The 19,518-nt window shown below is 61.7% G+C and carries 16 protein-coding genes; 12 read left to right on the forward strand and 4 right to left on the reverse strand.

Annotation, left to right across the window (positions count from 1 at the left end):
* The first annotated feature begins 46 nt into the window (after window positions 1-46).
* The 5 genes from AC1RO0_RS12035 (at window position 47) to AC1RO0_RS12055 (ending at window position 4,656) form a co-directional block, all read left to right on the forward strand.
* The gene (locus tag AC1RO0_RS12035) at window positions 47-1,219 is read left to right on the forward strand and encodes an ABC transporter substrate-binding protein (RefSeq protein WP_498593106.1); all 1,173 of its coding nucleotides are present in this window, start codon (window positions 47-49) and stop codon (window positions 1,217-1,219) included.
* 109 nt (window positions 1,220-1,328) lie between these two features.
* Window positions 1,329-2,192, forward strand: coding sequence for a branched-chain amino acid ABC transporter permease (locus tag AC1RO0_RS12040; RefSeq protein WP_498593107.1), 864 nt, complete (start codon window positions 1,329-1,331; stop codon window positions 2,190-2,192).
* A gap of 1 nt (window position 2,193) precedes the next feature.
* Window positions 2,194-3,198: a branched-chain amino acid ABC transporter permease gene (locus tag AC1RO0_RS12045; RefSeq protein WP_498593108.1), complete on the forward strand. Its 1,005-nt coding sequence runs from the start codon at window positions 2,194-2,196 to the stop codon at window positions 3,196-3,198.
* Entirely contained in the window at window positions 3,195-3,959 is a 765-nt protein-coding gene (locus AC1RO0_RS12050; RefSeq protein WP_498593109.1) for an ABC transporter ATP-binding protein, read from the forward strand. The genes AC1RO0_RS12045 and AC1RO0_RS12050 overlap by 4 nt, the downstream gene beginning before the upstream one ends.
* On the forward strand, window positions 3,940-4,656 hold the full coding sequence (locus AC1RO0_RS12055) for an ABC transporter ATP-binding protein (protein ID WP_498593110.1): 717 nt from the start codon (window positions 3,940-3,942) through the stop codon (window positions 4,654-4,656). Before AC1RO0_RS12050 ends, AC1RO0_RS12055 begins: the two co-directional genes overlap by 20 nt.
* A gap of 92 nt (window positions 4,657-4,748) precedes the next feature.
* On the opposite strand, the gene AC1RO0_RS12060 is transcribed toward AC1RO0_RS12055, so the two are convergent.
* The gene (locus tag AC1RO0_RS12060) at window positions 4,749-5,660 is read right to left on the reverse strand and encodes an agmatinase (RefSeq protein WP_498593111.1); all 912 of its coding nucleotides are present in this window, start codon (window positions 5,658-5,660) and stop codon (window positions 4,749-4,751) included.
* A gap of 271 nt (window positions 5,661-5,931) precedes the next feature.
* Between AC1RO0_RS12060 and AC1RO0_RS12065 the strand changes: the two genes are divergently transcribed.
* The 3 genes from AC1RO0_RS12065 to AC1RO0_RS12075 all read left to right on the forward strand — a co-directional run bounded on the left by AC1RO0_RS12065 (window position 5,932) and on the right by AC1RO0_RS12075 (window position 11,192).
* A complete protein-coding gene (locus AC1RO0_RS12065; RefSeq protein ID WP_498593112.1) occupies window positions 5,932-9,570 on the forward strand; it encodes a hydantoinase B/oxoprolinase family protein in 3,639 nt (1,212 codons plus the stop codon).
* Window positions 9,571-9,579: 9 nt separating this feature from the next.
* Window positions 9,580-10,110, forward strand: coding sequence for a winged helix DNA-binding protein (locus AC1RO0_RS12070; RefSeq protein WP_498593113.1), 531 nt, complete (start codon window positions 9,580-9,582; stop codon window positions 10,108-10,110).
* 251 nt (window positions 10,111-10,361) lie between these two features.
* On the forward strand, window positions 10,362-11,192 hold the full coding sequence (locus AC1RO0_RS12075) for an MBL fold metallo-hydrolase (RefSeq protein ID WP_498593114.1): 831 nt from the start codon (window positions 10,362-10,364) through the stop codon (window positions 11,190-11,192).
* Here AC1RO0_RS12075 and AC1RO0_RS12080 read toward each other — a convergent pair.
* The gene (locus AC1RO0_RS12080) at window positions 11,189-11,935 is read right to left on the reverse strand and encodes a polysaccharide deacetylase family protein (RefSeq protein WP_498593115.1); all 747 of its coding nucleotides are present in this window, start codon (window positions 11,933-11,935) and stop codon (window positions 11,189-11,191) included. The genes AC1RO0_RS12075 and AC1RO0_RS12080 overlap by 4 nt on opposite strands.
* On the reverse strand, window positions 11,925-13,028 hold the full coding sequence (locus tag AC1RO0_RS12085; RefSeq protein WP_498593116.1) for a glycosyltransferase family 4 protein: 1,104 nt from the start codon (window positions 13,026-13,028) through the stop codon (window positions 11,925-11,927). The genes AC1RO0_RS12080 and AC1RO0_RS12085 overlap by 11 nt, the downstream gene beginning before the upstream one ends.
* A 201-nt stretch (window positions 13,029-13,229) precedes the next feature.
* On the opposite strand from AC1RO0_RS12085, the gene AC1RO0_RS12090 reads away from it, so the two are divergent.
* Entirely contained in the window at window positions 13,230-14,954 is a 1,725-nt protein-coding gene (locus AC1RO0_RS12090; protein ID WP_498593117.1) for an adenylate/guanylate cyclase domain-containing protein, read from the forward strand.
* A gap of 29 nt (window positions 14,955-14,983) precedes the next feature.
* Window positions 14,984-15,862 carry an FkbM family methyltransferase gene (locus tag AC1RO0_RS12095; protein WP_498593118.1) on the forward strand — a complete coding sequence of 293 codons (879 nt, stop codon included), beginning with the start codon at window positions 14,984-14,986 and terminating at the stop codon, window positions 15,860-15,862.
* Between the two features lie 3 nt (window positions 15,863-15,865).
* On the opposite strand, the gene AC1RO0_RS12100 is transcribed toward AC1RO0_RS12095, so the two are convergent.
* A complete protein-coding gene (locus AC1RO0_RS12100) occupies window positions 15,866-16,345 on the reverse strand; it encodes a class I SAM-dependent methyltransferase (protein ID WP_498593119.1) in 480 nt (159 codons plus the stop codon).
* Between the two features lie 146 nt (window positions 16,346-16,491).
* Here AC1RO0_RS12100 and AC1RO0_RS12105 point away from each other — a divergent pair, with 146 nt between their 5' ends.
* Both AC1RO0_RS12105 and AC1RO0_RS12110 read left to right on the forward strand, forming a co-directional pair.
* A complete protein-coding gene (locus AC1RO0_RS12105) occupies window positions 16,492-17,682 on the forward strand; it encodes a DUF3095 domain-containing protein (protein ID WP_498593120.1) in 1,191 nt (396 codons plus the stop codon).
* A 356-nt stretch (window positions 17,683-18,038) separates the two neighbouring features.
* Complete coding sequence (locus AC1RO0_RS12110; protein WP_498593373.1) at window positions 18,039-19,376, forward strand: adenylate/guanylate cyclase domain-containing protein; 1,338 nt, start codon at window positions 18,039-18,041, stop codon at window positions 19,374-19,376.
* Window positions 19,377-19,518 lie beyond the last annotated feature (142 nt).

A 19,518-nucleotide genomic window follows, 5' to 3' on the forward strand; every position in this document is an offset into this window, starting at 1 on the left:
AAAAGCAAACTGGCCCGGGGAGCAGGCCAGCAGGGGAGGAGAAACTATGAAACGGATTATTCTGGCCGCGATCGCGGCTGTCGCCATCAGCGGTGCCGCCTATGCCGACACGATCAAGATCGGCGTCATCGGGCCGTTTTCGGGGCCATTCGCCCTGCAGGGCAAGAATTTCAAGGCCGGCATCGATGCCTATATGGCCATGCATGGCAGCAAGGTTGGCGACAATGAGATCGAGGTGATCTACCGCGACGTGCCGCGGGCCGATCCGGCGCAGTCGAAGTCGTCGGCGCAGGAATTGGTGGTCAAGGAGCATGTGCAGTATCTCGCCGGCTTCTATTTCACCCCGGACGCCATGGCGGTGACGCCAATCCTCAAGCAGGCCAATGTGCCAATGGTGATCTTCAACGCCGCGACATCGGCGATCGTCACCAAGAGTCCGCTGGTGGTGCGAACCTCGTTCACGACCTGGCAGACATCGACACCGATCGCCAAGGTCGCGCATGACGGCGGCGTCAATAAGGTCGTCACCGTCGTCAGCGACTACGGTCCCGGCGTCGATGCGGAAAACGCCTTCAAGGCCGGTTTTGAGAAGGTCGGCGGCCAGGTGGTCGAAGCGGTACGCATGCCGCTGTCGACCAATGATTTCAGCCCGATCATGCAGCGCATCAAGGATTCCGGCGCGCAAGGCGTCTTCGCCTTCCTGCCTTCCGGCCCGACCACGCTCGGCTTCGTCAAGGCTTACAATGAAAACGGCCTGAAGGGCGCCGGCATCAAGCTGTTTTCGCCCGGCGACCTGACGCAGGAATCCGACCTACCGGCGCTTGGCGACGCAGCACTCGGCATGCAGACGACATTCCACTATGCGATTTCGCATGACTCCCCGGAAAACAAGGCCTTCGTTGCCGCCGCCGACAAGGCGATCGGCAATCCGGCCGAACTCACCTTCCCGGCAGTCGGCGCTTTCGACGGCATGCACGTTATCTACAAGATGATCGAGGCGACCGGCGGCAAGCAGGATGCCCAGAAGGCCGTCGACGCGGTGAAGGGTCTCTCCTGGGTCAGCCCGCGCGGCCCGGTGACCATCGATCCGGAAAGCCGGCACATTACCCAGAACATCTATCTGCGCGAAGTCGCCAAGGCCGCCGACGGCACCTATTACAACAAGGAAATCCAGACCTTCGAAAAGCAGGGCGACCCCGGTTTGGCGGCGGTGAAATAGGTTCGCTCTTCCTCCGCCCTTCGACATGGCTAAGGAACGGGCGGCTTGCGTCCGGTCCCGCGGCAGAAGATTAAGGTAAGAGCAGAAAGCAAACGGACCAGCCTGCCCCATGCAAACCGTGTTCAGCATTGCAGTCGATGCCCTCGCCTACGGCATGGTGCTGTTCGTGATCTCCATCGGCCTCTCCGTCACCATGGGGCTGATGCGCGTCGTCAATCTCGCGCATGGCGCCTTTGCCATGATCGGCGGCTATATCGCCTCCTATGCGGCGCGGGATCTCGGCCTGGGTTATGCCGCCGCGGTTTTGCTGGCCGTGGTCGGCACGGTGATCATCTCCATCCCGATCGAGCGGCTGCTCTATCGCCGGATTTATGGCGCGCCGGAGCTGACGCAGGTGTTGATGACGATCGGCATTACCTTCTGCATCATCGGCATCGCCAATTATGTCTTCGGCCCGACGCTGAAGACCATCCCGTTGCCAAGTGAGCTACAAGGCTCCGTCGATCTCGGCTTTCGGACCATCGGCACACATCGCATCTTCGCAATCATTTGCGGGCTCGTTGTCGCGCTGGCGCTATGGTTCATCATCGAGAAGACTTCGTTCGGGGTGAAGCTTCGCGCCTCCGTCGACAATGCCTCGATGGCGGCGGCTCTCGGCGTGCGTACCGAGATCGTCTATGCCGTCAGCTTCGCCGTTGCCGTCGGGCTTGCCGCCTTCGGTGGCGTCGTCGGCGCCGAACTGCTGCCGGTCGAGCCCTATTACGCCCTGCGCTACATGGTGACCTTTCTCGTGGTCGTCTCGGTCGGCGGAGCCGGTTCGATCGGGGGCGCGCTGCTTGCCTGCCTCATCCTTGGCGGCATCGATACCACCGGCCGCTATCTGATGCCGGAATATGGCGAGTTCTTCTTCTATCTCGCCGTCATCGCCATCGTCTGCGTCTTCCCGCGCGGTCTAGCCGGAAGGGCGAAGTGATATGGCATTGACCATGGATCGAGAGACCATCGCCGCCAAGAGTAACCGTCTCGCGCTCAGGCGCGATGGCATTGCCATAGCGGTCATCCTTGTTCTGGCAGCCGCCGGTTATCTGCTGTTCCCCGACAATCTGGCGCTCCTGACACGGTTGATCGCCATTGCCCTGCTTGTCCTCTCTCTCGATCTGGTCACAGGCTATTGCGGTGTGGCCACACTCGGTCACGCGGCCCTGTTCGGCGCCGGCGCCTATGCAGCCGGCATCGCCTCAGCGCATTACGGCATCAACGATCCCCTGCTGATGACACTGGTGGGTATCGTTGCCGGCGCGGTTGCGGGGCTGATCTGCGGCATCGTCATTCTGAGAGCGCATGGCCTGCCGCAACTGGTGCTATCGATCGCGCTGATTTACCTCTTCCACGAATTCGCCAACAAGGCATCCAGTTGGACGGGCGGCAGCGACGGGCTCTCCGGCATCTCCACCGACCCGCTGTTCGGCCTGTTCGAATTCGATCTCTATGGACATACGGCCTATTTCTATGGCGTGGCATTGTTAGTGATCGTCCTGATCCTGCTGCGGTTTCTGGTACGCTCACCCTTCGGCATGCTCTGTCGCGGCATAAGGCAGGACCCCCTGCGCATCCGCGCCATGGGCGTCTCGCCCAAGGTCATGCTGATCAAGATGTATATGATCTCAGGCGCCGTCGCCGGCGTTGGCGGCGCGCTGAACGCGATCTCCACCCAGGTGGTCGGGCTCGACAGCCTCTCCTTCACGCAATCGGCCGAGGCCCTGGTCATGCTCGTGCTTGGCGGCACCGGCTCGCTGTTCGGCGCGCTCGCCGGCACACTGGTCTTCATGCTGTTCGAGGATTATGTCTCCGCCGCCAATCCCTTCCATTGGCTGACCATCGTCGGCCTGTTGCTAATCCTCGTGGTGCTGTTCGCGCCGAAGGGCATCTATGGCACGGCCGCGGCCTATCTCGCGCGCCGCCGGGAGGTCCGCTCATGAGCGCAGTCTTCGAGGTCAATCATCTCAAAAAGGCTTTTGGCGGGCTGACGGTAACCAATGATGTCAGCTTGTCGATGGCGCCGGGCGATCGCGTGGCGCTGATCGGGCCGAATGGTGCTGGCAAGACCAGCTTCGTCAATCTGGTCACCGGCAATCTACGGGCGGATGCTGGCGAGGTCAGTCTCGGCGGCGAGAGAGTGACCAAAATCGACGCGATCGGCCGCGTCCGGCGCGGGTTGGTGCGCTCCTTCCAGGTGACCCGGCTTTTTCAGGATATGACGCCGGCGGAGCATGTGGCGCTGGCCATCCTGCAGCGCTCCGGCCGCTCCGGACGCATGTTCGGCAACTTCCTCGCCATGCGCGATGTCATGGCCGAGACCGGTGATCTGCTGGGCAAGCTCGGCCTTGCCGATCTCATGCATCGCAAGGTCAGCGAAATCGCCTACGGCCAGCAGAGATTGCTGGAGATCGCCGTCGCCATGGCGCTGAAGCCGAAAGTGCTGTTGCTCGACGAGCCAGCCGCCGGCGTGCCACAGAGCGATACCGGCCGCATCGAGCAAGCACTGGCCGATCTGCCCAGCGATCTTGCCGTACTGATGATCGAGCACGACATGGATCTGGTCTTCCGCTTTGCCAAACGCGTCGTCGTGCTCGCCGCCGGCACCATCATCTTCGACGGCTCGCCCGCCGACGTCACCAAGGATGCGCGGGTGCGCGAGGCCTATCTGGGGAGCTACGCCAATGCCGGCCACGCCGCTTGAAGTGGAAAACCTCTCGGCCGGTTATGGTCCGACCCGGGTGCTGGAAGGCGTGTCTTTCTCCGTTCCCGCCGGCACACGGCTCGCCGTGCTCGGTCGCAACGGCATGGGCAAGACGACGCTGCTTGCCACCCTTGCCGGCCAGACGCGCCGCTATGACGGCAGCATCCGCCTGGGGTCTACCGATGTCACCGGCCTGCCGAGCGCCCGGCGAGCGCATCGAGGTCTCGGCTACGTGCCGCAGACCCGCGATGTCTTTCCGACGCTGACGGTGGAGGAAAATCTCTCCGTCGGTTTGAAAGGCCGCCCCAAGACCGCGCTGCAGGAAGCCTACGACATGTTTCCGCGTCTCAAGGAGCGGCGCAAGAACCTCGGCAACCAGCTTTCCGGCGGCGAACAGCAGATGCTGTCGACCGCCCGCACCATTCTCGGCCGTCCGTCGGTGCTGCTCCTTGATGAACCACTGGAGGGTCTCGCCCCCGTCATCTGCGAGGAGCTGATGACCGCCTTCACCAATCTCGCCAAGACCGGCGACATGACCATCCTGCTAGTCGAACAGCGCATCCAGAGCGCCCTGGATTTCGCCGATCAGGTGATCATCCTCGAACGCGGCCGGCTTGCCTGGCAGGGAACGCCGGGTGCGCTTTCTGAGGATCACGAGACGGTCGAACGCCTGCTCGGTGTTGGCGGTCTGCACTAGGCGATTTCGCGGACACCGGACGCATGGGAGCATCCTCCCGGCGGCGGATAGAACTTTGCCGAGCTATCATGCTTACAAGAGGAAAGCCGGGCTCAAACCTGCCGGACGACGGTGCCAATCACATTGACGAGAAGACGAGCGGCGGTCAGGGCCGAGAGACCGTCGATGTCGGCGGGAGGATAGAGTTCGACAAGGTCAAACCCTGAGATCCTTGCCCGCCTGCCAAGGCCCGCAATCAAGTCGATCACCTGCGTATAGGTGAGACCGCCGGGTGTCCGCGCCGCCACGCCCGGCATGATACTGGGATCGAGGCTATCACAGTCGAGAGTGACGACGACCCGCGCTCCCCCGGGAATATGCCGGAGTGCGGCTTCGACGCCTTGGGCATGAACCTCGCGAGCGGTCACGAACCGGCTGCCGTAGTGCCGCGCCGCTTCGATATCGGTTAGGCGCGCGCTGCCGACACTACGGAGGCCGACCTGCACGATGCCGGCGACATGCGGCATCTCGCTCGCACGGCGCATCGGGCTCGAATAACCGTGGCGCTCGCCATGCACCTCGTCGCGCCAGTCGATATGGGCGTCAATCTGCAGGATCCAGACCGGCCCGTGATCCGCAAACCCGGCGGCGAAGGGAATGGTCACGGAACAGTCGCCGCCGAGCAGGATCGGCACAGCCGGCAATGCCAGGATCTCGCGTGTCTTCACCTCGATCCGGGTCCGATTGCCGACATTGTCATGCATGATGGTCTCGACATCACCGGCGTCGATGCAGCAGGCTGGCTTGCCGTCGAACAGCGGGCCGCCGAGATCGAAATCCCAGTGCTCGACAAGCGCTGCATCGTCCTGACTCGCAGCGCGAATGGCGTCGGCAGCCAAGGCATGGCCGCTGCTGTCCTTGCCAGCATAGGTGCTGCCGTAACCAGCTCCGAAGATCACCGCGCGCGGCATGCGGCCGTCCGCAAGGCGATCGGGAAAGTCGAGAAAGGGACGTGAAGCGGTCATTTCTGGATTGTCTTGACGATGATCTGGCTAAGAATTCGATGTTGAGAATGCAGGATCGGATTGTGTGCGGATGCCCGCATCTTCTCAACTCTGGTTCTCATCGATGGAGCATAACACAGATATCATCTCCGCTGTGCGTGCGGAAACCATTAATCCCGATTTGGCGCGAAGCGTCGCATTTACCCCTGCCGGGGCCAGTTCCGATTCACTCTTGACGATAAAACATCGACGATTTATCGATATTTTATCGGTGAATGTTCGATCGATTTTGATGGAGGCAGTCTTGTCAGGCAGCGTAGCGGGTCATTGGGATTTCTGGATCGATCGTGGCGGTACTTTCACCGACGTCGTGGGACGTGATCCCTCGGGAGAACTGCATGCCCGCAAGGTCCTGTCGGAAAATCCCGAGGCCTATCGCGATGCTGCCGTCTATGGCATTCGCCTGCATCTCGGTCTCTCGAATGGTGAGCCGATCCCGGCCGGCCTCATCGGCGAGGTGCGTATGGGCACAACAGTCGCCACCAATGCGCTGCTGGAGCGCAAAGGCGAGCGGCTGGCGCTGGTGACGACCAAGGGCTTCCGCGACGCGCTGCGCATCGGCTATCAGGAACGCAAGAAGATCTTCGCGACCGAGATCATCAAGCCGGAAGCGCTCTACGACGATGTCGTCGAGCTAGATGAGCGCGTGCTGGCCGATGGCGCGATTGAGCAGGCTCTCGACGAACGGGCTGCGGAAGCCGCGCTGCGGGACCTGCGCGCCAAGGGCTATCGCGCCGTCGCCATCGTCTTCATGCATGCCTATAAATTTCCCACGCACGAGGCAGCCGTTGCCAGGATCGCCCGCACTATCGGCTTCGAACAGGTCTCCGTCAGCCACGAGGTCTCGCCGCTGATCAAGCTGGTCGGCCGAGGCGATACGACTGTGGTGGATGCCTATCTATCGCCGGTGCTCGGCCGTTACATCGGTCAGGTTTCCGACGAGCTTGATATCGCCCGCACAGGCGCGCGCGTCATGTTCATGATGTCGTCGGGCGGTCTGACGGCCGCCGATATGTTCCAGGGCAAGGATGCCATTCTCTCCGGCCCGGCCGGCGGCGTGGTTGGTCTCGCCAAGACCGGCGAACAGGCCGGTTTCGGCAATGTCATCGGCTTCGACATGGGCGGGACGTCGACGGATGTGGCGCATTTCGATGGCGAATACGAGCGTGCTTTCGAGACGGAAGTCGCCGGTGTCCGTGTCCGCGCGCCGATGATGCTGATCCATACGGTCGCGGCCGGTGGCGGCTCGATCCTGCATTTCGATGGCGACCGCTTCCGCGTCGGCCCGGATTCCGCAGGCGCCTTTCCCGGCCCCGCCTGCTACCGCAACGGCGGCCCGCTCGCGGTCACCGACGCCAATGTCATGACCGGCAAGCTGCTGCCGGAATTCTTCCCGGCGATCTTCGGGCCGAACCAGGATCAGCCGCTCGATGTCGAGAGAGTGCGCGGCAAATTTGCCGACCTCGCAGCCAAGATCGGCGACGGCCGCAGCCCGGAAGAAGTAGCGGATGGCTTCATCCGCATTGCCGTCGCCAATATGGTCGAGGCGATCAAGAAGATTTCGGTGCAGCGCGGCTATGACGTGACGCGCTATGCCCTCAACTGCTTCGGCGGTGCCGGCGGCCAGCATGCCTGCCTGGTTGCCGATGCGCTCGGCATGAAAAGCATCCTCCTGCATCCGATGTCCGGCCTGCTTTCAGCCTACGGCATGGGCCTTGCCGATATCCGCGCCACGCGCCAGAAAGCACTCGGCGTGCCGCTCGATGCGACAGCACCGACCGCCATCGCCGTGCTGGGCAAGGAGCTGCAAAGCGAGTGCCTGCCGGAACTGGAAGTCCAAGGCGTGGCACTGGCCGACATCCGCACCGTCCAGCGCGCCCATATCCGCTATGCCGGCACGGACACGATGCTGGCGGTGGAAGTGACCTTTCCCGAGCTCGACCATCCCGCGCGGCTGCGGGGAGAATTCGAAGTGCTACACAAGCGCCGCTTCGGCTTCGTCGCCGAGGACAAGCCGCTGGTGGTCGAGGCTGTCGAAGTCGAGACCATCGGGGGAGCAGCGGCCGAAATCGATCTCGAACGGAAAGAGGCGGGCAAGGGCGAAGCCGCTGCTACCCGCCGCACCTCATTCCATTCCCAGGGTGAAAGCCATGACGCAGCCGTCGTGCTGCGCGAGGCGATCCTGCCCGGCCAGACCGTGACCGGACCGGCCATCATCATCGAGCCGAACCAGACCATCGTCATCGAAGACGGCTGGCAGGCGAAGCTGACGGCGAAGGATCACGTCGTTCTCACCCGCATCAAGACATTGCCACAGCGCACCGCCATCGGCACCAAGGCCGATCCGGTGATGCTGGAGATCTTCAACAATCTCTTCATGTCGATTGCCGAGCAGATGGGCGTGACGCTGCAAAACACCGCCTATTCGGTCAATATCAAGGAGCGGCTGGACTTTTCCTGCGCGGTCTTCGACGCCGAGGGCAATCTCGTTGCCAACGCGCCGCATATGCCGGTGCATCTCGGTTCCATGGACGCCTCGGTCGCGACTGCCATCCGCGAGAACCCGGTCATCCATCCCGGCGACGTCTTCCTGATCAACGCGCCTTACAACGGCGGCACGCACCTGCCGGACCTCACCGTCTGCACGCCGGTCTTCGATGATGCCGGCAAGGAAATCCGCTTCTGGGTCGCCAGCCGTGGCCATCACGCCGATATCGGCGGCATCTCGCCGGGATCGATGTCACCGCTTGCCACCCATATCGAGGAGGAAGGCGTCTATATCGACAATTTCAAGCTGCTCGATCGTGGCCGTTTCCGCGAAGCGGAATTGTCATCGCTGTTGCTTGGCGCGCGTTATCCCGTGCGGCAGCTGGCGCAGAACGTCAACGATCTGAAGGCGCAGGTCGCCGCCAATGAAAAGGGCGTCTCTGAGCTGAAGAAGATGATCGTCCACTTCGGCGAAGATGTGGTCGACGCCTATATGGGCCATGTGCAGGATAATGCCGCCGAAAGCGTGCGCCGCGTCCTCGACCGCTTGCCCGATGGCGAATTCAGCTATGAGATGGATCAGGGCTGCAAGATCGTCGTCAAGATTTCGATCGACAGGGATAAGCGCGAGGCAACGGTGGACTTCACCGGCACCTCCGAGCAGCGCGCCGACAATTTCAACGCTCCGCAGCCGGTTACCCGCGCTGCCGTGCTCTATGTCTTCCGCGTTCTGGTCGAGGCCGATATCCCGATGAATGCTGGCTGCCTGAGGCCGGTCCGGATCATCATTCCCGAAGGTACGATGCTGACGCCCAGGTATCCGGCCGCCGTCGTTGCCGGCAATGTCGAAGTGAGCCAGGCTGTCACCAACTGCCTGTTCGGCGCGGTCGGCACGCTTGCCGCCGCCCAAGGGACGATGAACAATCTCACCTTCGGCAATGAAGTTTACCAATATTACGAGACGATCTGCTCCGGCGCGCCCGCCGGCCCCGGCTTTAGCGGGGCCGATGCAGTTCATACGCACATGACCAATTCGCGCCTGACCGACCCGGAAATCCTCGAAACCCGCTTCCCCGTGGTACTGGAAGACTTCCACATCCGCCCGAATTCCGGCGGACGCGGACAGTGGAATGCCGGCGATGGTACGCAGCGCACCATCCGCACCCGGGAAAAACTGGAATTCGCGGTGCTCTCCGGCCATCGTCGCGTCGCACCCTTCGGCGTCAACGGCGGTGAGCCAGGCCAGACCGGGCGCAATTATGTCCGGCGCAACGACGGCGCGATCGAGGAACTAATCGGCTCCGCCCATACGGTGCTGGAAACGGGCGAGGCCTTCACTGTGGTCACGCCGACCGGCGGCGGCTACGGCAAGAAAGACCTATAGGAGCGCTCTTTGGACAAGTCGAAAGAACCAAAATCTCCGCGTGACCTGATCGTGTCGTCCGCCCATCTGGCGGTCGGCACCTCTCCGGCCCTCTCCGAGCTCGAATACGGATCGATCCTGTTTTCGCACGCGTTCAATCGCTGGATGGTGCGTTGTATGGCGGCGGCCGGCGTGCCCGGCCTCTCGCCGATTGAGATCCTGATCATTCATTCGGTACGGCACAGGGACCGGCCGAAGACACTCTCCGATCTCTGCCTCGTGCTCGACATCGAGGACACGCATGTCGCCAACTACGCCGTGAAAAAGCTGGAGGCCGCCGGCCTCGTCAAGACCGGCAAGAGTGGCAAGGAAAAACAGATCCAGGTGACCGACAGGGGCCTGGAGGCGCTCACACGCTATTCCGAAATCCGCGAGCGGCTGCTGGTCGAGGCGACCAAGGTCTCCGGCCTGTCGCAGGACGATCTTTCTCGGATCGCGTCGCATCTGAGGACGCTGTCGGGCTATTACGAGCAGGCAGCCCGGTCGGCCGCGACCTTGTAATCGTTTTTAAAGGCACCTGATGCCCTTCTTCTTCGAGGCCATACTTGGCTCTCGAAAGATTATCTATTCCGCCTCCGCGTACCTATATTAAATCAGTGCGATCTGTTGTTGAACGTCAGCCGAGCACTCGCGCCAATGAAACGACGGGATTTTGTTTTCACAGCAGCGTGACTTTTGTGAAAATTGCTGGCTTCGCACGGTAGGAAAAGTGTGCTTACGTTGACGGAAAGGGGAATGGTGTCAAAACTTCTATGAAAAACGATAGTTTCGAGCTTAGATTCTGGGGTGTACGGGGAAGTATCCCTGTATCGGGACCGGAATTCGAGCGTTACGGCGGGAATACGTCCTGCATCGAGTTACGGCATGACGGCAGGCGCATTATTTTTGACGCCGGAACCGGAGCGCGGGAAGCGGCATCGTCGCTCGCCAAAGATGGCGTGCACGAGGTCGATATCTTCTTCACCCACTCGCATTACGACCACATGATCGGCCTGCCCTTCTTCAAGCCTATCTACGATCCCGGGGTCAGCGTCGATCTCTGGTCGGGCCACCTCGCGGGCAAAACGACGACGCGGCAACTGATCGGCCAGTTCATGCGGCCGCCCTGGTTTCCGGTGGAGCCGGATATCTGTCGCGCCACCATGGGTTTCCGTGATTTTGCGGCCGGCGACACGCTGAAACCGCACCCGGGCATTGTCATCCACACCGCAAAACTCAACCATCCGGGTGGCTGCATTGGTTACCGGATCGAATGGGGCGGCCGGATCATCGCGCTGGTCTACGATACCGAGCATGTGAACGGCCATATGGACGAAGCCGCCCTTTCACTGATGGCCGGGGCCGATCTCGCTGTCTATGATACGACCTACACCGAGGCGGAGATGTCGAAGCATCAAGGCTTCGGACATTCCACCTGGCAGGAAGGTGTCAGATTGGCGAAAAAGGCGGGTGCGAAGCGCCTTGCGCTTTTCCACCATGCGCAATGGCGCACGGACAAGGACCTGGACGATATGCAGCGCGATGCGCGCGAAAGCTTCCCCGGCGCCTTTGCCGCTTTCGACCGCCAGATGCTCGAGCTTTAAGCCACGAAATCGCCGACCGGACGCCAGTCGATGGCGGCATGGCCGGCCGTTTCCTGAAATAGCGTGTCGATGAAATCCCAGGCGAGCGCATCATGGACGAGGTGATGCGTGAGGATGCCGATCGGCTCGTCATTGCCGCCGAAGCGGTTTTTGAGCTCGCCGACCAAAACCTCCACCAGTTCCCCATGCGGACGCCCGCCGCGCGTGCCGTGCCAGTCCATGATATCAACATGGGTGTTGACCAGGGCGATTGGCCGCGGCTTTGCCAGCCCGTAGACGGAAACGGCGCGATAGCCGAAGGGGGCAAGCTCCGGCAGCAGCGCCTTGTCGATGCGGTTCCACGGCGGCACCAGCATCGGCGCGAATTGCCGGGGGTAAAGCTCTCTGAGCTTATCGAAACCACGGCGGAGTTCGTCGAGCACGATCGCCTGCGGGCGATGCAGGCCGAGCTCCTGCTTCTTCGCCTCATCAGGCGCATAGTTGCGATGCGTCCAGCCATGGACAGTGACGGTCACCGCTTCCTGGCGCGCCAGGCGCTTGGCGAGCGGCTTGCCGGTAGGTTCGGGAATGACGGCCAGAGCCATGGGAACATCGTATTTGTCCGAGAGTGCCAGCAACTGGTCGAGGGCGGCGGTCGGCTCGATGGCGTCGTCGTCGCGGAACCATAACTTCGCCTTTCGCCCGGCCTCGGCCCAGCGCTGCAACTCATCGCGCAGGGGCTGCCATTCAGCTCTATCTCGCATAATAGGTGTCTCCCAGATATTTCCGCAGAATGGTCTCAAGTCGTTTCGAGGCCGCGGTCAAGGACCTCTCCTCGTGAACGAAACGATGGGCCGCCTTGGCCATCGCTTGCCGTCCCTGTTCGTCGTCTAGCAACCGTGCGATTGCATCGGCATAGGCTCTCAGATCGCCTTCGGGCGTCAGAATTCCCGTTACCCCATTCATCACCACTTCCGGTACGCCGGCGGTTGCTTGCGCCACGACCGGCAGGCCTGCCGCCTGCGCCTCAAGATAGGCGAGACCATAGGCTTCGCCGCAGCCGGGCCAGACATAGATGCCCCCTGCCCGCAACTGCTCCACGATCTCCGGTGCTGTACGTTCCCCGAGCCAGGTGATGCGGTCGCTATCAAAACCGGCAAACAGCGCTCGCACCTCCGCCCGCATCGGTCCATCGCCGATGACGGTCAGTGTCCAGTCCCGATCGGAAATCAGCTCCAGTGCCTGGGCGAGCATCACATAACTGTCGAATTTGTCGCCACGGCGCAACATCGCAACGGTGACCAGCCGATGCGGCGCAGGCTCAGCGGCCAGAGGTCCGAAATGCGCGGTGTCGATGAACGGCAGAAAGCGCTCGTATCGCCCCTCTGGGATGGCGTCGGCAAGGCCGATCCGATCGCGCTCGGTAAAGCACAGATTGACAGCGGCCTGCCGTACGGCGTCGGCAACGAGGCGCTGGTTGTCGCCCCAGCCATTATCGTCATGCCGCCTGCCATAGGAAGCCTCGGCGGTGACATAGGCGATCCCGAGGCTCGCCGCGACCTTGGAACCGATCATGTCGGGCGTCTTGTAATAGGGATGGTAAGTGAACCAGAGGTCCGGCGCAGTCTCGCCGCGCCATTTTTCCAGCAGCCTGTCGATTTCCGCTTCCGCTTTCCGGGCGATTTCGGCGCGTGGCCCCGCCTCCGGCGTCGGCGTGAAACTGCGCAGTTCGGAGGCCAGTTCGACCTGGTGTCCTGCCATTTCGAAGGCCGCGATGATCATCCGCGCCATTAGCCGGTCGCCAGACGGCACCGGATGGTTGGGCGATTTCAGAGGGGCGTAGAAAGCGATCTTCATGGCACGGGCCAATAGTTGACGATTAAGTGATAGTTTGGCCCGAAAATGTGACGGGAGACGCCCGAATTCCGGCGGGTTGCTTGACAATTAAGGCCCTGGCTTCAACGACCGCATTCTCGACAGCATGCGGCATTGCAGCTAGATGATTAGGCGATAACTGTTTTCCGTTCCCTTGTGAACGGGCAATGTAAATTGGATTTGATGACCACAGAGGCAAGAAAACCCATCATATCCGATCGTCTCGTGCGCAAATTCCGGCTTGGCTCCGGTTTGATCATCTTCGTTTTCGTGATCATGCATCTGGCCAATCACTCCCTCGGATTGATCTCGCTCAGCGCTGCCACCGAGGCGCAGCATTGGTTCATGGCGATCTGGCGCAACCCGGTTGGCACCGTTCTTTTCTACGGTGCATTGATCGTCCATATCCTCCTCGTCCTGCGCATGCTCTACAGGCGCCGCACGCTGGTCATGCCGGCGGGCGAGGCTTTCCAGATCGTTACCGGCTTGCTGGTGCCCCTGCTGTTGATCGACCACATCATCGCCACCCGCATCGTTCATGAGATCTATGGCTATCACGACAATTACCGCGCCATCGTTCGCGGCCTCTGGGTCACTTCACCACTCAACGGCCTGCGCCAGTCGATCGTGCTGCTGCTTGTTTGGCTCCATGGCTGCATCGGCATTCATTTCTGGCTGCGCTATCGCGCCTGGTACACGGCCATCGCACCGGTCATGCTGTCCTTCGCCATCACCCTGCCGGTTCTCGCCCTGCTCGGGTTCGCCGCGATGGGAAAGACGGTATCGCACGAGGCGGTACAGGATGACGAGCGAGGTCTTCGAGGCGGCTACTACAGCGATGTGCGCAGCCTAGGCGAAGCCGGCTCCTTACCGGGCAGCCAGGTAAGCATTACCCTATGGCCGTATCGCGCCGGCTTTTATGGCGCGTTCAGCATGTCGATCCTCAGCCTCTTCGCCTTCCGCACCCATCGAAGACTGCGCGAGCGGCAGCATCAGGTGGCGATCCGCTATGCGGGCGGCGAAGTCGTGCATGCGCCGCGCGGCTTTACCGTGCTCGAAGCAAGCCGCCTTGGCGGCATCCCGCATTATTCCGTCTGCGGCGGCAAGGGACAATGTTCCACCTGCCGCGTCCAGATCATCGAGGGCGCGGACAATCTGCCACCACCCGAAGGGCTGGAGCAAAAGACACTGAACCGGATCGGCGCCACGCCGGATGTCCGCCTCGCCTGCCAATTGCGCCCGACGGGAAACATCAGCGTCGTGCCGCTACTGACGCCGATGGCGGAGGCGGCCATTCCCGTCTACAGCCAGACGGCAAGCCCCGGGCGCGAGCGCGAGATCGTCGTCTTTTTTTGCGACCTGCGCCATTTCACCGCGCTCACCGAGGCACGCCTGCCCTTCGACATCGTCTTTCTGCTCAACCGTTACTTTGCCATCGTCGGCCGCATCGTCGAGGAGAATGGCGGACGGATGGACAAGTTCATCGGTGACGGCGCCATGGCGCTGTTCGGCCTGCGCACCACGCCGAAGGAAGCCAACCGGCAGGCGCTGAAGGCGGCGGCGGAAATTGTCCGGGAAATCGACAAGTTGAGCGCGGAACTGGCCGATGACCTCGCGGCGCCACTCGAAATCGCCATCGGCCTGCATACCGGCTCGGCGGTGGTCGGTTCGATGGGCTATGGCAACGTCAAGAACGTGACGGCGATCGGCGATACGGTCAACGTTGCAAGCCGTCTCGAAAGCGTCGCCAAGGAATTCAACCGCACGCTTGTCTTCTCCGAACCGGTGGCGGGCCTCTCCGGCGTCGATATCGCCGGCATCGAAAGCCGGGAGATCGCCGTTCGCGGCCGCGGCGAGCCTCTGCGCGTCTATATCGTTCGGAAGGACGAAAGTGCCCGCTTTGCATAGACCGTTCAGGCGTGTAGGGATGGCGCCAGATGTTCGACCGTAAGATTCTGACCGTTAAATTCTGGAAGCGTACCCTTCGCAAGACCAGGGATCGCGTCGCCACACGCCTGTTCGACACCCGCCTCGGCCGCGATATCCTGATCAGCGCCATCGGGCCGCGCGTGCAGACCATGACGGTGGATTGCGGCGATCATGTCATGAGCTTCTCGCCGACCGATTACATCGGCCGCAAGGTGTTCCGCAAAGGGCATTTCGAGCGCGACCATGTCGACCGGCTGCTGACGGTGCTGCGCGAGCGCGGCCTGCTGCGCAAGGGGACGGTGCTGCTCGAACTTGGCGGCAATATCGGCACGCAGACCTGCTACTTCGCGCTCAGCGGCGCCTATCGCCGCATCGTCACCGTCGAGCCCGACCCGCGCAATTTCCGGCTCCTGTCGGTCAATATCACCGATAACGGGTTTCAGGATCGGGTGACCGCCGTCAACTGTGCCGCCGGCGACCGCGATGGACAGCTCGATTTCTACCTGAACCACAAGAACCATGGCAAAAGCAGCGCCTTGCGCCAAAGCCCGAGCGACGAGAAGATTTCCGTGCCGGTGCGGCCTGTCGCCGATATTCTCGGCGAGGCCGGCGTCGAACCAGTCGATGTCGGGCTGATCTGGATGGATATCGAGGGCTACGAGCCCGTTGCCGTCAGGTCCATGCAGGCGCTGATGGCCCTCAGGGTGCCGCTCTACATGGAGTTCACACCGGCCTTTTACGGTAAGGAACAGACATCCGCCTTCATCGTCGATCTCTCCGGCTACTATACAGAATGCCTCGCTTTTTTCGAGGATCGCACCGTGCCGATGAAGGTCGCCGACCTGCCGACCGGAGGCGAGCAGTTCGACGTCCTCTTTTTGCGCTAGCGCCTATCGGCGCCGATAGATGAAATAGCGTCCCGCCTTCACGCCCGGTGGCAAAGGCAATGGCTCGAGATCGGGATGATCGAGGGACAGACCGCTGACGGCGATACCGCGTGGAGCCAGCACGCCCACCATGATCTCGGGCAGCCAGGTCAGGGTCACCGCGTCCTTCTCCTCATAGCCGGTGCCGATATCGGCATGGGCAAGCGAGGCGCCGATCCCGATGAAATCCCTCGCGGTATCCTTGATCTCGCCGAGTACGAGATTACCCGCTTCCGGCATCGAAGGGCCGTAAGCATTGGCGGCGCGGTCAAAAGCGACGATGCGGCGGTCGGGGAAAAGCTCGCGCAGGTGATCGAAGGTACGACCATTGCCGAGCCCGAGCTCCAGCACGGGACCGTCGAGTGTTTTAACCTCATCTGCAATTCCGTTGAGGATGTCGCGTTGCGCGGTCAGGCGGCGGATGAAACTATCCAGGCGGCTCATCGTATATGTCTTGTCCTTGGCATCGTGGTGTCTCTCCCGCAGCCGGAGTAGCATGGCGCATGTCGCCGCGTCGACCGCCCGCTGGTTTTTCGATGCGATTACTATAGGGATAGGTTGTTGCGGCGCGCATGTAAGGGAGATGTGTCATGACCGATCCGAACGACGATTTCTTCCGTGCATTACCGGTTTTCACCGATTTCGAGGGCGTGACGGACAGCGACAATTACCGGCCGCTTCCGGATGACTGGTTACTGGCGGTGGCCGATATCGTCAGCTCGACCAATGCGATCGCTTCTGGCCACTACAAATCCGTCAACATGGCCGGCGCCAGCGTGATTTCCGCCGTGCTCAACGCGCTGGACAAGGGCGATTATCCCTTCGTCTTCGGCGGCGACGGCGCTCTGGTCGCCATTCCTCGCTCCGGCGAAGCGCGCGTGCGGGAGGCGCTCTCGGCGGTGCGGACCTGGGTGACGGAGGAGTTGCAACTCAACCTGCGCACCGCGCTGGTGCCCATGGCGGATGTCCGCGCCGAAGGACTGGACGTACGGGTCGCCCGCTTCAGCCCCAGCGATTTCGTGTCCTACGCCATGCTCGCCGGCGGTGGTGCGAGCTGGGCGGAAAGGCAGATGAAGGCCGGACGCTTTGCCGTCGAAGCGGCAGCACCGGAGACGCGGCCGGACCTGACCGGCCTTTCCTGCCGATGGAATCCGATCAAGGCCCATAATGGCGAGATCGTCTCGATCATCGCCGTTCCCGATCAAGCAGGCAGCGGCCCGGAATTTCGGCGCCTTGTTGCAGATATCATCGCCATTTCCATAGAGCAGAACCGCGATGGTCATCCCGTACCCGTCGAGGGACCGAAGCCGGTGCTTAACTTCCTGGGAGCAGAAATGGAGGCGCGGGCGACGGGGCCGAACGCTAATCGCTGGCGGCGCAAACTTGCGATCGGCGCACAGATCGTTCTCGTCTGCATCCTCGACAAGTTGGGCATCCGCACGGCGACCTTCGATGCCAAAATTTATCGGCGCGACCTCGCCGCTAATTCCGATTTCCGCAAATTCGACGACGGCCTGAAGATGACCATCGATGTCGACGCTGCACGTTTCTCTCGCATCGAAGCGCGGCTGCGCGCGGCCGAGGCGGAGGGCGTGTGCCGTTATGGGCTGCATCGGCAGGACAGCGCGCTCATGACCTGTTTCGTGCCGACACCGCTGATGCGCGACCATATGCACTTCATCGACGGCGCCAGCGGCGGTTATGCGATGGCGGCAATGGCATTGCGGGACAAGCTGCAGACCGACGAGGCTGCGACCTTGCCGTCACCCGGCATGCCGTGACGATTTTGGCCGAGTACTGTTTTTTCTCAGGCCTCGTCATTTCTGACCATTGTTTCAGCGAGATGAGAACCTTATCTGAAAGAGAACAAAACGAGAGTCGGCAGACTTGCCGGCCCTCTTTTCCAATGCGCCATATGTCCGCCAGGATGCGTAGAAGGCGCGAGGAAACCTTTTCACGGCGTCGGCGCAATTCGCAATTTCGAGGGGAATGTGCCGCCGCCAGTCGCATGTTCCGCTCATCCAACCTGCGCCACTAGGCTTGGAAACGACATCGCCGCCACGGCTATATGTGATACGGTCGGTGGTGCGTTGTCGGATGAGCATCTTTTTGATCGCAAGGATAGGCCGTGGGGACGATGACAGTTCATTCGAGTGTTTCCGATATTTTTCTGGACAAGGTCGCGGAATGGCTGACCCAGGCAGCGCTGACCGGCGAAGACCTGGAGACCATCGTTCGCGGTTTCTGCGAACGGATGGCGGCTTCCGGCCTGCCGATCGCCCGCGTGCACCTGACCTTTTCTATGCTCCATCCGCTCTATGACGCGCTCGGCTTCACCTGGCGGCGGGCCGGCGGGTTGACGATCGAGGGCTACCGGCACATGGACGACAAGCCGGAACGCTTCGTGCAGAGCCCCTATTATTATCTGCTCTCGAACAATCTCCTGCATCTGCGCCGACGGATCGATGTCGACGGGCCGCTGGAATTCCCGGTCTTCAAGGATTTGCGCGAGGAGAAGATCACCGACTACATCGCCTTCGTGCAAACCTTCGGTGCCGGTTCGGCCCAGGGAATGATGGGCTCCTGGTCGACTGACAGCATCAGCGGCTTCAGCGAGGAAATGATCGGCGCGCTGATGCGTATGCAGAACCACCTGTCGATGGCCGCCAAGGTGGCGGTTCTCGGCAAGCTCGCCAACAATATGCTGACCACCTATCTCGGCGGCGACGCCGGCAAGCGCGTGCTGAACGGCCAGGTCCGCCGCGGTGATGGCGAGACGATCCGCGCCGCCCTCGTCATGGGCGACATGCGGCAATCGACCGTGTATGCCGAGAAGGAAGGCCGCCAAGCCTATATCGATACGCTGAACGAGTTCTTCGACGCCATCGCCGCACCGTTCAACCGCAACGGCGGCGAGATTTTGAGCTTCCTTGGCGACGGCTTTCTTGCCGTCTACCCCTGCGGCCGGCACAAAGATCCCTCCAAGGTCGCCTGCGAGGCGGCGCTATCGGCCGTTTTCCAGGCGCAGAGCCGGGTTACGGCGTTGAACAAGGATCGCCAGACGCGCGGCCTGAGCGAAGTCCGCTACGGCATCGGGCTCCATGTCGGCAACGTTATGTTCGGCAATGTCGGGCTGAAGGACCGGCTGACCTTCTCGGCCTTTGGCGCTGCCGTCAACGAGGTGCAGCGGCTACAGTCGCTGACCAAGAAATATTCGACGGAAGTGGTCGCGAGCCAGGCTTTCTCCGGCTACACCGGCAGCGAATGGGTGACGCTCGGGGAAGAGCGGCTGCGCGGCGTCCGGCAGCGTTTCACGGTCGTGCATCCAAAGGCTAACGCCGTGCTCAACGGTACGACGGAAGTCTTTGACGATGCGGCCATCGATGGCCTATCGGAGGCCGAACAGGTCATTCTACTGCACCGGGATGCCAAGAAGTTCGAAAACCGCCCGCAAGTCGAAAAATTTATTCAATGATAATAAGGCATGCTTAGTTAAGCATTTCCCGATAGATCATTGGAAGAATGACAGTTTTTTTACTGTTCAGGTCTTGCTTTGACCAACTGGACACCCGTTATGGCCTACGTTAGTGTGCCGAATGGGGCCGTATAAGGTCGTG

It is taken from the genome of Rhizobium sp. GW821-FHT14E12, from assembly GCF_058803745.1.

Excerpts from the sequence above, each read along its gene's own strand:
- AC1RO0_RS12055 (WP_498593110.1), top strand. The coding sequence starts at position 3,940 with ATGCCGGCCACGCCGCTTGAAGTGGAAAACCTCTCGGCCGGTTATGGT.
- AC1RO0_RS12065 (WP_498593112.1), top strand. The coding sequence starts at position 5,932 with ATGGAGGCAGTCTTGTCAGGCAGCGTAGCGGGTCATTGGGATTTCTGG.
- AC1RO0_RS12075 (WP_498593114.1), top strand. The coding sequence starts at position 10,362 with ATGAAAAACGATAGTTTCGAGCTTAGATTCTGGGGTGTACGGGGAAGT.
- AC1RO0_RS12050 (WP_498593109.1), top strand. The coding sequence starts at position 3,195 with ATGAGCGCAGTCTTCGAGGTCAATCATCTCAAAAAGGCTTTTGGCGGG.
- AC1RO0_RS12110 (WP_498593373.1), top strand. The coding sequence starts at position 18,039 with ATGACAGTTCATTCGAGTGTTTCCGATATTTTTCTGGACAAGGTCGCG.
- AC1RO0_RS12095 (WP_498593118.1), top strand. The coding sequence starts at position 14,984 with ATGTTCGACCGTAAGATTCTGACCGTTAAATTCTGGAAGCGTACCCTT.
- AC1RO0_RS12035 (WP_498593106.1), top strand. The coding sequence starts at position 47 with ATGAAACGGATTATTCTGGCCGCGATCGCGGCTGTCGCCATCAGCGGT.
- AC1RO0_RS12080 (WP_498593115.1), bottom strand. The coding sequence starts at position 11,935 with ATGCGAGATAGAGCTGAATGGCAGCCCCTGCGCGATGAGTTGCAGCGC.
- AC1RO0_RS12100 (WP_498593119.1), bottom strand. The coding sequence starts at position 16,345 with ATGAGCCGCCTGGATAGTTTCATCCGCCGCCTGACCGCGCAACGCGAC.
- AC1RO0_RS12040 (WP_498593107.1), top strand. The coding sequence starts at position 1,329 with ATGCAAACCGTGTTCAGCATTGCAGTCGATGCCCTCGCCTACGGCATG.
- AC1RO0_RS12045 (WP_498593108.1), top strand. The coding sequence starts at position 2,194 with ATGGCATTGACCATGGATCGAGAGACCATCGCCGCCAAGAGTAACCGT.
- AC1RO0_RS12060 (WP_498593111.1), bottom strand. The coding sequence starts at position 5,660 with ATGACCGCTTCACGTCCCTTTCTCGACTTTCCCGATCGCCTTGCGGAC.
- AC1RO0_RS12090 (WP_498593117.1), top strand. The coding sequence starts at position 13,230 with ATGACCACAGAGGCAAGAAAACCCATCATATCCGATCGTCTCGTGCGC.
- AC1RO0_RS12085 (WP_498593116.1), bottom strand. The coding sequence starts at position 13,028 with ATGAAGATCGCTTTCTACGCCCCTCTGAAATCGCCCAACCATCCGGTG.
- AC1RO0_RS12105 (WP_498593120.1), top strand. The coding sequence starts at position 16,492 with ATGACCGATCCGAACGACGATTTCTTCCGTGCATTACCGGTTTTCACC.